Annotated in this window: 14 protein-coding genes and 2 tRNA genes; 5 read left to right on the forward strand and 11 right to left on the reverse strand. The window is 66.7% G+C overall.

Annotated features, from left to right (window positions below; genetic code table 11):
• Window positions 1-5: 5 nt before the first annotated feature.
• On the reverse strand, window positions 6-1,151 hold the full coding sequence (gene cyoA / locus BKY59_RS12075; protein WP_076071872.1) for a ubiquinol oxidase subunit II: 1,146 nt from the start codon (window positions 1,149-1,151) through the stop codon (window positions 6-8).
• 157 nt (window positions 1,152-1,308) lie between these two features.
• Between cyoA and BKY59_RS12080 the strand changes: the two genes are divergently transcribed.
• Window positions 1,309-2,640: an MFS transporter gene (locus BKY59_RS12080; protein ID WP_076071874.1), complete on the forward strand. Its 1,332-nt coding sequence runs from the start codon at window positions 1,309-1,311 to the stop codon at window positions 2,638-2,640.
• 242 nt (window positions 2,641-2,882) lie between these two features.
• Here the strand turns inward: BKY59_RS12080 and BKY59_RS12085 are convergent, their stop codons facing one another.
• The 4 genes from BKY59_RS12085 to BKY59_RS12100 all read right to left on the reverse strand — a co-directional run bounded on the left by BKY59_RS12085 (window position 2,883) and on the right by BKY59_RS12100 (window position 5,510).
• A complete protein-coding gene (locus BKY59_RS12085) occupies window positions 2,883-3,347 on the reverse strand; it encodes a hypothetical protein (protein WP_076071808.1) in 465 nt (154 codons plus the stop codon).
• A 72-nt stretch (window positions 3,348-3,419) separates the two neighbouring features.
• Window positions 3,420-3,638 (reverse strand): hypothetical protein, encoded by a 219-nt coding sequence (locus tag BKY59_RS12090; protein ID WP_076071810.1) that lies wholly within the window; start codon window positions 3,636-3,638, stop codon window positions 3,420-3,422.
• A gap of 89 nt (window positions 3,639-3,727) precedes the next feature.
• Window positions 3,728-3,804: transfer RNA gene (locus BKY59_RS12095), tRNA-Arg, on the reverse strand.
• Window positions 3,805-3,854: 50 nt separating this feature from the next.
• Window positions 3,855-5,510, reverse strand: coding sequence for a formate--tetrahydrofolate ligase (locus BKY59_RS12100; RefSeq protein ID WP_076071812.1), 1,656 nt, complete (start codon window positions 5,508-5,510; stop codon window positions 3,855-3,857).
• Window positions 5,511-5,618: 108 nt separating this feature from the next.
• On the opposite strand from BKY59_RS12100, the gene hemB reads away from it, so the two are divergent.
• The gene (hemB, locus tag BKY59_RS12105; protein ID WP_076071876.1) at window positions 5,619-6,614 is read left to right on the forward strand and encodes a porphobilinogen synthase; all 996 of its coding nucleotides are present in this window, start codon (window positions 5,619-5,621) and stop codon (window positions 6,612-6,614) included.
• Between the two features lie 231 nt (window positions 6,615-6,845).
• On the opposite strand, the gene rpoH is transcribed toward hemB, so the two are convergent.
• Window positions 6,846-7,754 (reverse strand): RNA polymerase sigma factor RpoH, encoded by a 909-nt coding sequence (gene rpoH, locus BKY59_RS12110; protein ID WP_076071814.1) that lies wholly within the window; start codon window positions 7,752-7,754, stop codon window positions 6,846-6,848.
• 61 nt (window positions 7,755-7,815) lie between these two features.
• Window positions 7,816-8,769: an RluA family pseudouridine synthase gene (locus BKY59_RS12115; RefSeq protein ID WP_076071815.1), complete on the reverse strand. Its 954-nt coding sequence runs from the start codon at window positions 8,767-8,769 to the stop codon at window positions 7,816-7,818.
• A gap of 11 nt (window positions 8,770-8,780) precedes the next feature.
• Between BKY59_RS12115 and BKY59_RS12120 the strand changes: the two genes are divergently transcribed.
• Both BKY59_RS12120 and BKY59_RS12125 read left to right on the forward strand, forming a co-directional pair.
• On the forward strand, window positions 8,781-9,182 hold the full coding sequence (locus tag BKY59_RS12120; protein WP_240500082.1) for a M67 family metallopeptidase: 402 nt from the start codon (window positions 8,781-8,783) through the stop codon (window positions 9,180-9,182).
• Between the two features lie 82 nt (window positions 9,183-9,264).
• A complete protein-coding gene (locus BKY59_RS12125; RefSeq protein WP_076071817.1) occupies window positions 9,265-9,909 on the forward strand; it encodes a histidine phosphotransferase family protein in 645 nt (214 codons plus the stop codon).
• A gap of 9 nt (window positions 9,910-9,918) precedes the next feature.
• Here the strand turns inward: BKY59_RS12125 and BKY59_RS12130 are convergent.
• Window positions 9,919-9,995 (reverse strand) — tRNA-Pro (locus tag BKY59_RS12130).
• Window positions 9,996-10,203: 208 nt separating this feature from the next.
• Between BKY59_RS12130 and BKY59_RS17440 the strand changes: the two genes are divergently transcribed.
• Complete coding sequence (locus BKY59_RS17440; RefSeq protein ID WP_129586374.1) at window positions 10,204-10,425, forward strand: hypothetical protein; 222 nt, start codon at window positions 10,204-10,206, stop codon at window positions 10,423-10,425.
• A 353-nt stretch (window positions 10,426-10,778) separates the two neighbouring features.
• Here the strand turns inward: BKY59_RS17440 and BKY59_RS12140 are convergent, their stop codons facing one another.
• The 3 genes from BKY59_RS12140 to BKY59_RS12150 form a co-directional block, all read right to left on the reverse strand.
• Window positions 10,779-11,039 carry a UvrB/UvrC motif-containing protein gene (locus BKY59_RS12140; protein WP_076071820.1) on the reverse strand — a complete coding sequence of 87 codons (261 nt, stop codon included), beginning with the start codon at window positions 11,037-11,039 and terminating at the stop codon, window positions 10,779-10,781.
• 6 nt (window positions 11,040-11,045) lie between these two features.
• On the reverse strand, window positions 11,046-13,163 hold the full coding sequence (locus tag BKY59_RS12145) for a transglycosylase domain-containing protein (protein WP_083672098.1): 2,118 nt from the start codon (window positions 13,161-13,163) through the stop codon (window positions 11,046-11,048).
• Window positions 13,164-13,284: 121 nt separating this feature from the next.
• On the reverse strand, window positions 13,285-13,847 hold a 563-nt coding region (locus tag BKY59_RS12150), incomplete at its 5' end, for a GcrA family cell cycle regulator (RefSeq protein ID WP_129586375.1).

Consider the following 13,847-nt stretch of genomic DNA (forward strand, 5'->3'; position numbering starts at 1 on the left):
ATCTGTCAGGCGCGCACGGACTGGCGAAGGCCAGGCGTCGCTGCGGGGGGCATGCGGTTCAGTGTCAGGTCACGGTTGCGTTGCGCACCGGGTTGCTGGGCACCCGGCGGCGTGGGCTCGCGCGGTTTGCTCCAATGGCCGGGCGCGCCCTTTTCCTCGGGCTGTTTCTCAAGCGCGCCTTCAGCATGACCGACGCCGTTCCTAGGCTCGGCACTATGCTTGCCGCCGCCGCCCTGCGCGTCGATCATCATCATATGATCCATGCACATCGATCCGGGGCGGACGCACATGTTGACGGCGGCCTTGTAAAGCTGCGGATCGACCGTGCCGAAATGCATCGGCCGGACATTCTCGGTCGGCTTTTCAAGCCGGAGATAGTTTGCCCGGGTCAGCGGCATCGACTTCGCGCGGACGCCGGCGACCCACTTGTCGAAACCCTGGTCGGACATGCCGTAGAAGCGGAAACGCATGCCGGAATAGCCCGCGCCGCTGTAGTTGGACGACATGCCCTCGTAATTGCCGGGCTTGTTGATGACGGCGTGCAGCTTCGTCTCCATGCCGGGCATCGCGTAGATCATCCCGGCAAGCGACGGGATGTAGAACGCGTTCATGACCGTGGACGACGTCAGCTTGAATTCGATCGGACGATCGACCGGCGCCGCCAGCTGGTTCACGGTGGCGATGCCATATTCCGGATAGATGAACAGCCACTTCCAGTCGAGCGCGACGACCTGAACCTCCAGCGGACGAACATTCTGCGCGATGGTCCGGCCGGGGCCCAGCCGCTCGATCGGGCGATAGGGGTCGAGGACATGCGTGCTGACCCATGTCACCGCGCCGAGCACGATGACGATCAGCAGCGGGATGGCCCAGATGACCAGTTCGAGCTGTGTCGAATGGTCCCAGTCCGGCTCATACTTGGCCGCCTGGTTGCTCGCGCGGTAACGCCATGCGAACAGACCGGTGAGCGCCAGTACGGGCAGGATGATGAGCAGCATCAGACCCGTGGCGACCAGAATCAGGTCGCGTTGCTGCACTGCGACGTCGCCCGCCGGGTTCATCACGACCATGTTACAACCGCCGAGCAGCAGCAACGGGAGGCCGGCCAGAAGGCGGCGGCGGCGCGGAGAGCGTGTGGACCGATCGAGCATCATGGGTCATGATATAGCCGAACAGCACCCCCGCGGACAGTTGGACAGTTTGTCCAATCTCGCAGGTGCAGCAAATAATGCATGGGGGCCGTCATGCCCGGGAAATGACGGTTTTTTCCTTCCCCCGATGCCGTCGATCAGGAGCGAAGTGACCGCGATGAGTGCCCAGACCGCCCAACCGAAATCGGACTCGATCGAGCAGGACGCGCGGCGGATCAACGCGCGGCACGGCACGGTGCAGCCCGGCGAGATTGCGATCGGCGTCATCATCGGCCGCACGTCGGAATTCTTCGACTTCTTCGTCTATGCCATCGCATCGGTGCTGGTGTTCCCGGCTCTGCTGTTTCCCTACGTGGATGCGCTGACCGGGGTCACCTATTCGTTCGCGGTCTTCGCGCTCGCCTACATCGCACGCCCGTTCGGCACCTGGCTGTTCATGACGATCGATCGGCGGCACGGACGGGGGGTCAAGCTGACCATCGCGCTGTTCCTGCTTGGCGGATCGACGATGGCGGTCGCGTTCATCCCGTCCTACGAACAGATTGGCTGGGGCTCGGTGCTGGCGCTGTGCGTGCTGCGCATCGGGCAGGGTCTGGCGCTGGGCGGTACCTGGGACGGGTTGGCGTCGCTGCTGGCTCTGAACGCCCCGCAGGAGCGGAAGGGCTGGTATGCCATGGTCCCGCAGCTCGGCGCGCCGCTGGGGCTGCTGGTGGCATCCGGGCTTTTCGCATTTTTCCAGGCCAGTCTGTCGACCGCCGATTTTCTCGACTGGGGCTGGCGCTATCCTTTCTTCGTGGCGTTCGCGATCAACGTGGTCGCGTTGTTCGCACGGTTGCGGATCGTGGCGACGCCGGATTACGAACAGCTGTTCCAGACCCGCGAGCTGACGCCAGCCCGGGTGCGCGAAACCTATCGTGCGAACTGGCGCAACATCATGCTGGGGGCATTCGCGCCGCTGGCAAGTTTCGCGCTGTTCCATCTGGTGACCGTGTTCCCCCTGTCGTGGATCCTGTTGTTCACCAAGGAGTCGGTGACGCGGTTCCTGGTGATCGAGATGATCGGCGCGGCGATCGGGGTGCTGGCGATCGTGGCGTCGGGCGTGGTCGCGGATCGCATCGGGCGGCGTAACCTGCTCGGCATCTCCGCTGCGATGATCGCGGTATATAGCGGATTTGCCCCACGCCTGCTGAACGGCGGGGAAAGCGGCGAACTGCTGTTCATGATTACCGGGTTCATCCTGCTTGGTCTGTCGTTCGGTCAGTCGTCCGGGTCGGTGACCGCAAATCTGCCGATCCGCTATCGTTATACCGGGGCGGCCATCATGTCGGATCTGTCCTGGCTGATCGGGGCCGGTTTCGCGCCGCTGGCCGCGCTGCTCCTGTCGAGCCGGTTCGGGCTCTTTTCGGTGGGTGTCTACCTGCTGTCGGGTGCGCTGTGCACGCTGGGTGCGCTGGTGCTGAACAAGGAATTCGCCAAGAAGACGGCGTAAGCCGTCGCCCTCAGGGGCCTTTTTGCCGGGACCATGCCGGGAGCAGTCGTTGGACGAATGCCGGGCGCGGTCAGGACATTGTCGGCTCGCTGGTAGCCGCAGCGTCAACTGGAAAGCGTTGCGCCGTAGTCGGCCAGCAGGGCAGCGCGGCGGCGGCGCGGTACTCGTTTAACCCGGCGGATGAAGTCGATGTGACGCTGGAAGCACAGGATGTCGCACACGGTACGCTGGCGCAGAGTGATTTACGCCTGCAGGAGCGGAAGGATCGCCGGGTCGTGGCGGCCATCACAGATGCGTTCCAGAAGGAACGGTTCGATGTCGCGGGGCAGGACGTACCAAGTCAGGACGCTGGCGGCATTTTCCTGCGACGCGCGATCCGGCTGGTCGAGATATCGTGCCAGATCGGTAAGGTAGTGCGGCTCACCGGTCAGCTTGAACAGGACTTCGTGGCGCAGAATGTCGTGACGCCAGCCGAGACCGGCGATCTGGACGGCAGCGGCACACAGCGCCGCCACAGTGTCGGCATTACCGATATAGCCTAACCCGTTGAGATCGATCGTGTCGCCGTTCAGCGCCCGATCCAGCATCATGGTTCGGGCAAGCGACCGTTCGTCCTCGGTCATGCCGTCGAAGTGACTTGCCGAATAACCGTCGGCTTTTTCGCGTCCCTGGGCATCATATTGATGTTTGAAATCTGTCCACGTCATGGACAGACACTTATCTTGCAGCGGCGGTCAGCGGAGTATTTTCACTTCGCGGGAAGGAATACAGGTCGGCGCTCAAGGCTTATCCTGCGACCGACCGCTGCCTGTTCGAGCGGGCGGACGTGCGGCGAACCGCTTCTGACCCTCTGCCGTCGCGGCCGCATCAATCAGGCGGTTACCGGTTTCAAGCGCGGCATCGGGCGTCAGATCGACCTTCACGGAATCCGGCCCCGTAGCCCGGACGACACCGTCCGTCGCGACGACATCGCTCGGGTCGTCATGCACTTCGGGCATTTTCGTCTCCTGATCCAACTCTTTTCGAACGATCCACGGATGAATTGTTTCAACCGTCGTCGCCTATTGCAAGAGTTCGACAGAAAAGCTGGTGCCCCGAGAGAGACTCGAACTCCCGACCTGCGGTTTAGGAAACCGTTGCTCTGTCCTGCTGAGCTATCGGGGCAGCCGCTGACGGGGTAGTTTCCGGGCGGGGCGCGGTCAACGTCCTATCGGTCAGAACAGGCCTTCGATCCGTCCGTCGGGATGCAGCCGCATCGCTTCGGCCGCGGGTGTCCGGGGCAGGCCGGGCATGGTCATGACGTCTCCGCAGATCGCCACGACGAAGCCCGCGCCGGCAGCAAGCCGAACTTCGCGGATCGGCACAACATGGCCCACCGGGGCACCCAGCAACGCCGGGTCGGCGGCGAAGCTGTATTGCGTCTTCGCCATGCAGACGGGAAGGCCGCCATGGCCGGCCGCATCCCACGCAGCCAGCTGGCGGACGACCGCGGGGGCAGGCGCGATGCCATCGGCGCGGTAGATCGCGGTGGCGATGCGATCGACCTTCTGCAGGAGGGGCAGGCCGTCGTCGTAGAGCAGCCGGAACTGCGACGGGGCGTCCGCCAGGGCGGCGACCGCGTCTGCCAGTTCGACCGCGCCGGCACCGCCGTCCGCCCAGTGACGGCAGGAAATCGCCCGCACGCCGCGCGCCGCGACGATCGCCTGGATCGCGGCAGTCTCCTCCGCCGTATCGGTGGCGAAATGGTTGATTGCGACGACGACCGGAACGCCGAATGCCTGCACATTTTCGATATGCCGCAGCAGGTTGGCGGCGCCGCGGCGGACCGCATCGACGTCCGGCCGGGCGAGGTCCGACTTGGCGACGCCTCCGTTCATCTTCAGCGCGCGGACGGTGGCGACGATCACCGCCGCGGCGGGCACCAGCCCGGCCTGGCGGCACTTGATGTCGAAGAATTTCTCCGCGCCCAGGTCCGCGCCGAACCCGGCCTCCGTCACGACATAGTCGCCGAGCGCCAGCGCGGTGCGCGTGGCGATGACCGAGTTGCAGCCATGGGCGATGTTGGCGAACGGACCCCCATGGATGAGCGCGGGCGTGCCCTCCAGCGTCTGGACCAGGTTCGGCTTGATCGCATCCTTGAGCAGTACGGCCATCGCGCCATCCGCCTTCAGATCCGCGGCGGTGACGGGGCGGCGGTCCCGTGTCTCGCCGACGACGATGCGGCCGAGCCGGGCCTGAAGGTCGTCCAGATCGTTTGCGAGGCAGAGGATCGCCATGACTTCGGACGCGACGGTGATGTCGAACCCGGACTCGCGCGGATAGCCGTTGGCCGGACCTCCAAGCGACTGGACGACGTCGCGCAGGGCGCGGTCGTTCATGTCGAGCACGCGTTTCCACATGATGCGGCGCGGATCGATGCCGAGCGCGTTGCCCCAGTGGACATGGTTGTCGATCATCGCGGCCAGCAGATTATGCGCCGATGTGATGGCGTGGAAATCGCCGGTGAAGTGGAGGTTGATGTCCTCCATCGGCGCGACCTGCGCATAGCCGCCACCGGTGGCGCCGCCCTTCGTCCCGAAACAGGGGCCGAGCGACGGTTCGCGCAGCGCCAGCACCGCCTTGCGCCCGGTGCGGACGAGCGCGTCGGCCAGTCCGATGGAGGTGGTGGTCTTGCCTTCGCCCGCCGGGGTGGGGTTGATCGCGGTGACCAGGATCAGCTTGCCGGTCGTGCCGCCGGCGGGCGGGACGGTCAGCTTCGCCTTGTGGCGGCCATAGGGCTCGACGTCGTCGGCGGGCAGGCCGAGGTCCGCGGCGACGTCCGCGATCGGGCGGAGCCGCGCGGCGCGGGAGATCTCGATATCGGTCATCATGAGCGGGCGTTAGCGGATGTTCGCGACGGGGTGAACCACCGGTTCCCGCGTATGTGGCGGTGGCGTGCGCTGTGGAAGTCCGGCGGCGCAGCGGCTACAGGACCGGACATGACAGACGCCATCTATCCCGCGATCCGCATGCGCCGGACCCGTGTCGCCCCCTGGAGCCGCCGTATGGTGGCGGAAACCGTGTTGACGCCGGCCGACCTGATCTGGCCGCTGTTCGTGATGGAGGGGGCCGGAGTGGAGGAACCGATCGGCAGCCTGCCGGGCGTGTCGCGCTGGTCGGTCGATCGGATCGCGGAACGGGCGCGGGAGGCGGAGGCGCTGGGGATACCGTGCATCGCGCTGTTCCCCAACACGCCGGCCGCGCTGCGCAGTGCGGACGGGCGCGAGGCGCTGAACCCCGACAATCTGATGTGCCGGGCGATCCGGGCGGCGAAGGCGGCGGCACCTGGGGTCGGCGTGCTGACCGATGTGGCGCTAGACCCCTATACGAGCCACGGCCATGACGGGCTGATCGACAGCCACGGCAATGTGATGAACGATGCAACGTCCGCCGTGCTGGTGGAGCAGGCGGCGGTGCAGGCCGAGGCGGGCAGCGACATCATCGCGCCGTCCGACATGATGGACGGCCGGGTCGGCGCGATCCGCGCCGCACTGGAGGCGGGGGGGCATCATGATGTGCAGATCATGGCCTATGCCGCGAAATATGCGTCGGCTTATTATGGTCCGTTCCGCGATGCGGTCGGCACGCGCGGTTTGCTGAAAGGCGACAAGCGCGGATATCAGATGGATCCGGCCAATGCGGAGGAAGCGCTGCGCGAAGTGGCGCTCGACCTGGCCGAAGGCGCCGATACGGTGATGGTCAAACCGGGACTGCCCTATCTGGACATCGTCCGCCGCGTGAAGGAACGGTTCGCGGTGCCGGTGTTCGCATATCAAGTGTCCGGCGAATATGCGATGATCGAGGCGTCGGTCGCGGCGGGGGCGGGGGACCGCGACGCGCTGGTGCTGGAGACGCTGATTGCGTTCAAGCGGGCGGGGGCGGCGGGGGTGCTGACCTATCATGCGCCGTTGGCGGCGCGGTTGATGGGCGGGTAGGACAGCGTGCTACTATTGTACTTACGGTAGCCGGTTCTGGCTAGGAGTGGTCGCTTTAACCAACCGAATTCACGGCTCTCGCGGGAATGACTGCGCCTACGCCGTCGGCTCGCTTGTTTAGGCGTTGTTTTCGCCCATCTGGCGATCAACAAGTGGTGGGACTGAACTGCCACCCGATCGTCATCCCGGCCCCTACCGGGATGACCAAGCTCGTTGAGAATACGGCACTCGTCACGCCATCGCGGGCAGCAGGCGCTTTTCTCCGGCGATGCGCATCATCGCCTTTTGCAGCTTGTCGAACGCACGGACCTCGATCTGGCGGACACGTTCGCGGCTGACGCCGTAGACCTGGCTCAGTTCCTCGAGCGTCTTGGGATCCTCGGCAAGACGGCGTTCCGCCAGAATGTGCTTCTCGCGATCGTTGAGCGCGTCCATCGCCTCCAGCAGCATGTCGTGACGGACATCCTTCTCCTCGCTGTTGGCGAGCAGCTCGTCCTGGAGCGGGTCGTTGTCGACCAGCCAGTCCTGCCACTGGCCCTCGCCATCCTCGCGCATCGGCACGTTCAGCGACGTGTCGCCACCCATCGCCATGCGGCGGTTCATCGACGTCACCTCGGCCTCGGTCACGCCCAGATCGGTCGCGATCTTGGTCAGTGTCTCGGGGCGCAGGTCGCCGTCCTCGAACGCATTCAGCTGGCTCTTCATGCGGCGCAGGTTGAAGAACAGCTTCTTCTGCGCTGCTGTGGTGCCCATCTTCACGAGGCTCCAGGAGCGCAGGATATATTCCTGAATCGAGGCTCGGATCCACCACATCGCATAGGTGGCAAGACGAAAGCCGCGGTCCGGCTCGAACTTCTTCACGCCCTGCATCAGGCCGATATTACCCTCCGAAATCAATTCGGACGTGGGCAGGCCATAGCCGCGATAGCCCATGGCGATCTTTGCCACGAGGCGGAGGTGCGAGGTTACCAGACGCGCGGCGGCGTCCGGATCCTGATGTTCCTGGAACCGCTTGGCGAGCATATATTCCTCCTCCGGCTGGAGCAGGGGGAATTTGCGGATCTCGCTCAGATACCGGTTCAGGCTGGCTTCGCCGCCCAGCGCCGGGATCGTCGCAGGCAGATTCTTCGCGGCAGCCATTCTCAACTTCCCTTCATATGGTCGGCCGGCCGGATATTTCCGTGAACGACTCTTGCAGCCTTCATACAGAAAGTTCGCTGAACAGTTCCTGCATATCGGGCGGAATGTCGCTTTCAAACGCCAAAGCCTCGCTTGTCAGCGGATGGGTGAACCCGAGCCTCTGGGCATGAAGCGCCTGCCTCTCGAAACCCAAACGCGTCAACAACGCCATATGTTCAGGACGGTTCTTTCCATAACTCTGATCGCCCAACAGGGGGTGACCAAGCGATGCCATGTGGACGCGGACCTGATGCGTCCGCCCGGTTTCCAGCCGGCATTCGACCAGCGCCGCGCGGTTCAGCCGGGTCAGCAGCGACCAGTGGGTGATGGCGTGCCGGCCGCGATCGCCATCGACGATGGTGATCTTTTGTCGATTGGTGGCCGAGCGGGCGAGTGCTGCATCGATCGTGCCGTTCAGGTGGCGCGGCACGCCGGCGACGATCGCGCGGTAGCGCCGATCCACGCTGTGCCGCCTGAACTGGGCGGCCAGCCCTTCATGCGCCGGATCGGTCTTGGCCGCGACGATCAGGCCGGACGTATCCTTGTCGATCCGGTGGACGATGCCGGGCCGTTCCACCCCGCCGATCCCGGACAGCGTGCCGCGGCAGTGATGGAGCAGCGCGTTGACCAGCGTCCCGTCATAATTGCCCGCCGCCGGATGGACGACCAGCCCGGCCGGCTTGTCGATGACGATCAGATGCTCGTCCTCATAGGCGATCACCAGCGGAATATCCTGCGCGATATTGTGCGCCGGGGTGGGGGCGGGGATCGTGACGCGGTAGGCCTGCCCGCCGGCGACCTTGAGCGCGGGATCACGCGCCAGACCGGCGTCCGTCGCGACCTGACCCGAGGAAATCAGGGCCTTCAGCCGTTCACGCGAGAGGGTCGGCAGCGCGGACGCAAGCGCGCGATCCAGCCGCCAGCCGTGATGCTCGGCGGACAGGACCGCTTCCAAAGTCGACACCCCCGCGTCCATCGCGGTATCAGATGGCGATGCGCGTCGAAATAGCAACCGGGCTGATCGCCGAACTGCTCGCCCTCGCGGCGGCGGACCCGGATCGGGAGGTGTGCGGTATCCTGTACGGGACACCGTCCGGGACGGACCCGCGGATCGATGGCTATACGGTCGCGGCCAATGTCGCGGCGGATCCGACGACGGCGTTCGAGCTCGATCCGGCGGCGCTGTTTGCCGCGCACCGGGCCGCCCGGGCGGACGGCCCGGCGATCGTCGGCTGTTACCATTCGCACCCGCGCGGTCCGGCAACCCCGTCGGCACGGGATATCGCGGGGGCGGAACCGGGTCAGTTCTGGCTCATTCTGGCGGGAACCGACGCGCGGCTCTACCACCGCGATCATGACGGGGATTTCGGCGCATGTACGACGTCCTGAACTTGAACATTGGCATGCCGCAGGCCAATAGATGCAGCATCACGGCGCGTCCCGCACGTGCCGGACCCAGGATATCCAGCCCATGTCGCGCAGTTCGATCGATTTCGCCAGCCTGCTCTGTTCACGGCTCTGTCATGACCTGCTGAGCCCGGTCGGCGCGCTGAACAACGGGATCGAACTGCTGGCCGACGAGCATGATCCGGAAATGCGCGCGCGGTGCCTGGAACTGCTGGCCGAAAGCGCGCGGGCATCGGCCAACAAGCTGAAATTCTTCCGCCTCGCCTTCGGGGCGGCCGGCGGGTTCGGCGATGCGGTCGACACACGCGAGGCACGGTCCGCGATCGAAGGGCTGTTCGGGCAGGACAAGCGCATCCAGCTTGGCTGGATGGTGTCCGACCCGTCTATGCCGAAGGGCGAGATCAAGATCCTGCTGAACCTCGCGCTGATCGCGGGGGACGCGCTGGTGCGCGGCGGGCGGCTGGATATCGGCGCGGAAGGGGGCGAGATCGTCGTGCGCGCAGAAGGACCGCGGCTGGTGCTCGATCCCGAACTGCGGACCGCGTTGCTCGGGCAGGCCACACCCGATGCGGTCACCCCGCGCGCCGCGCCGGCATGGCTGGTCCACGCACTGGCGACCGAGATGGGTGGCGACGTGCAGGCATCCGACGGCGCGGACGGCGTTCTGGTGCTCGGCGCTCGGATCCCGGCGCAGGGCAGCGACGGCTGACTGGATCTATGGTCGGGGAGACAGGATTCGAACCTGCGACCCTCTGGTCCCAAACCAGATGCGCTACCAGGCTGCGCCACTCCCCGACTGCGGGGTCCTTACGGGATGGTTCCTTTCAAGCGCAAGCGAAAGGTTGTTCGGGGAGTGCCGCACTTCCGCCGTTGCCTGTCGGCGATCACCGCCGTCACGGACGTTGATCCGGCGAATTGTCCGATCGGAAGCATGCCGGCGGTTGTGAAAGACGCGCGTTCGGACGACCTATGCACCGGAACGACTGATGCGGGAGGAACGGACATGTCGGGCGCGGCGAAGGAATTTCTGGATGTGTGGACGTTGCAGCAGGATCATCACGCCCCGCTGAGCGATACCGAGGCCGGTATGCTCGCCGAGCAGTGGGAGAGCGACGCGCAGGAGAACGGCATCGCCGTTGCCGATCTTCGGGTAGCGGCGGGGGGCGATATCGCGGCGTTCCTGCAGCGGACGTTCGGGCGGGACGGGGCCGAACTCGAAATCTAGGGCCGATGCTTACCGCGCATGACGTGCCGAGCGCGGGTAGGGGGACGGAAGGCTTGAAGCGTGATCGTCTTTTGGGTCGGTCCGCTTCTGAACATGTCGAGCCCTTCGATGAGCGGGCGGGCATTCGGGACAGGCTGTGGCTGTCGCAATCGAGGCACTGTCCCACGAGCGTGGCTGGGGGCTGTAGGCATCCCGACCATGTTCGGGATGGACGCGTCGAGCCAACTTCATGACACTCTGAATTATGACCCTAGCGACAGGATCATGCTGGTTTGTCTGGTTCGAACGAGACGGACCCGACGCCGAGGGAGTTCACGCGGTGCGGTCGCGCCGGATGTCGGTTGCGGCGCGCTTCAGTCGTCCCGCGCCGTCCGTCCGCGGTTTCGGTTTCGGTTGCGGGTCATCGGGTCGGGCTTGGCGGGGCGGACCCAGCCGGGGGGCGGCTGCATGCGTTGCTGGCTGGTGCCCAGGCCCATCGCGCCGGGCTGCTGTTCGTGCAGGCCGTCGGTTTCGAATGTCGCCAAGAGGTCGCGAAGCCGCTGCGCCTCCTCATAATCGAGGGCGGCGGCGGCTTCGGCCATGCGGCGGCGGAGATCGGCGATGCTGTCGCTCATGCGCGATCAATTCCCATCCGGGTAGGGTGGTTCCTCGTCGCCGGGATCGGGGCGCAGTGGGGGCAGGTCGAAGCGCCGTTCCTCCCGCTCGTCGGGTGCGCGATCCTGCTGCCGGTCGCGGGGCCGGTCGCGGGGCTGATCCGAGGCGGGATCGATGGTCAGGCCGTCGCGGTCGATGCCGATCGTGACGTCGCCCACGGTGATCGGCGGAATGTCGAGGTTGAGGCCGGGCAGGACTTCCTCTGGCGGGCGGGCGGGGCGCTTCGCGGCGGCGAGCACGAGCGGCACGCTGCCGATCGCACTGGCCATGAAATCACGCCAGATCCGTGCGGGGAGACCGCCGCCGGCGACCCCCTTCAGCGGCGTGTTGTCATCGTTCCCGACCCAGACGCCGGTCACGATTTCCCCTGCGAAGCCGATAAAGATGGCGTCGCGGTTGTTCTGCGTGGTGCCGGTCTTGCCGAAGACCTGCGTGCGGAGCGCCGCATTGCGGCCGGTGCCCTGATTGACCGTGGCGGACAGCAGGTCGAGCAGCATGGCGCGGCGCGATTTCCCGAACGTGCTCTGACGGTCCCACACCGTGTCGAACCAGCTGCGTTCGGCCGCGGGCAGGCCGTGCGGCTTCACCGGATAGGCATCGTTCGCGACCGCCGCGAAGGCGGATGTCAGTTCGAGCAGGGTCATACCCGACGTGCCGAGCGCGAGGCTGGGATCCGAGCGCAGCGGACTGGTGACACCCAGGTCGCGCGCGGCGCGGATGACCTTGTCGCGGCCGACCTGTTCCTGGAGGCGCACGGCGGCCACGTTGCTGGACCGGGCGAATGCCTCGCGCAGCGTGATGTCGCCGCGATAGCGCTTGTCGCTGTTGGCCGGGGACCAGCCGTCGACGGTGATGGCTGTGTCGGACACGCTGTCGTCCGGGGTCATGCCGGCCCGCAGCGCGGCCAGATAGACGAACAGCTTGAACGTGGATCCGGGCTGGCGGCGGGCCTGGGTGGCGCGGTTGAAGCTGCTGGCCTTGTAGTCGCGCCCACCGACCATGGCGACGATCTCGCCGTTCGGGCGCATGGCGACCAATGCGACCTGCGCGCCGCCCAGCGCGGCGCGGTTGACGGCGCGGACCGCCGCGCGCTGCATCCGGTCGTCCAGCGTCGTCTGGACGGTCTGTTCCGCGTAGAGCGTGCCGGCGCGGTCGCGGGCCTGCGGCATCGCCCAGTCGGCAAAATAGGTGCCGGTGGGCAGCGCGCCGACGGTGCGGACGTTCAGACGGGCGGGGCGGACGCGGGCGCGCGTGGCGGCATCAATGAACCCGGCCTCCGCCATCGCGCCGACCACGATTTTCTGGCGCGCGCGGGCACCGGCCAGGTTGGATGTGGGGGCGAGGCGGGACGGGGCCTTCATCAGGCCGGCGAGCATCGCCGATTCGCCGATGTTCAGCTGTTCGGGGCGCTTGTTGAAATAATGCCGGGCGGCGGCGCGCAGGCCGTACACATTGTCGCCGAAATAGACATTGGAGAGGTACCGCGACAGGATCTCGTCCTTCGTCAACCAGGCTTCCAGCCAGAAGGCGATCAGGACCTCGCGCAGCTTGCGCGCGGCGGTCCGGTCCGAATCGAGGAAGGCGACCTTCGCCAGCTGTTGCGTGATCGTGCTGCCGCCCTCGCGCACGCCGCCGGCGCGGACATTGGCCCAGGCGGCGCGCGCGATGCCCTGCGGATCGATGCCGAGATGCGAGCGGAAGCGGCGGTCCTCGATCGCCATGAACGCCTCGCCGACATGATCGGGCAGCGCGGTGACGTCGACCGGCTTGTCGATGACCGCGCCGCGGCGGGCGATCGCCCGGCCACCGGCGGACAGCAGGGTGACGCTGGGCGGCGCGATGGGGCGTAGCGATTTGGAAAGCGGCGCAGTGATCGCCAGCCAGCCGACGAGCACCATGAACAGCAGCACGGCGCCACCGACGAGCCGCCGCCAACCGAGCCAGCGCGGCCATAGCAGACGCTGCCAGCGCGACCGGGGTTGCGGCGCGATGGGGGTCAGGATGTGGGTTTGCGGGTCGTATGTCGGGTTCGGCGCGCCACCGGGGCGTGGCGTATCGCCGGGATCGAGCGGGGTCAGGTCCATCCGGGTGTTCTATATGGACAGGACGGCGGCGATGCGAGGGGGATTGTTGGTCCCGACGGCCGTCGATCGCCAAGGCGCGCGCGCCTGCCCCCGTCGTACGGAAGGGGGCAGGCTAAAGACTTCAGCGAACCCGCGGGCCGCCGAAGGGGAGGGGCGGCGGCGGGCGGCGGTCGCGGCGCGGAAGCTGCGCCTGGTAGGCCACCGAGCAATGGTCGAGACAGTAGGGGAAGCCGGGATTGATCGGCCGGCCGCAGAAGTGGAAATCGGGCTCGCCCGGATGGCCGAGCGGCCATTTGCAGATCTTGTCGCTGAGATCGAGCAGCCCGGTCTTGCCGGCGATGTCCGACGAGGGCTTGGCGGGCACGAGCCGGCGTGGCGGGGCCGGGGTCGCGGGCGGCTGCTGGTCGCCCGGCCCCTGGCGGAGGAAGCCGCCCGGCCCGACGGAACGGATCACCGGTTGCGGTGCCGCGACCGGCATGGAGGAGATTGCGGTCTCGATCTCGCGCACCGTCGAGCGTGGCGCGGGTTCGGCCTCGACCTCGACGTCGTCCTCCGGCTCGTCATCGATCGCGAATGGTGCCGGTTCGGCCACGATGGTCGCGGCGGCGACCGGCGGGGCGGGCGGTGCCGCGCGCGTCGGGGCCGGCGCGGGCGTATCGACGACGGGCGCGGCGACCGGTGCGG

Source organism: Sphingomonas montana (assembly GCF_001956315.1).
Lineage (GTDB): Bacteria > Pseudomonadota > Alphaproteobacteria > Sphingomonadales > Sphingomonadaceae > Sphingomonas_R > Sphingomonas_R montana.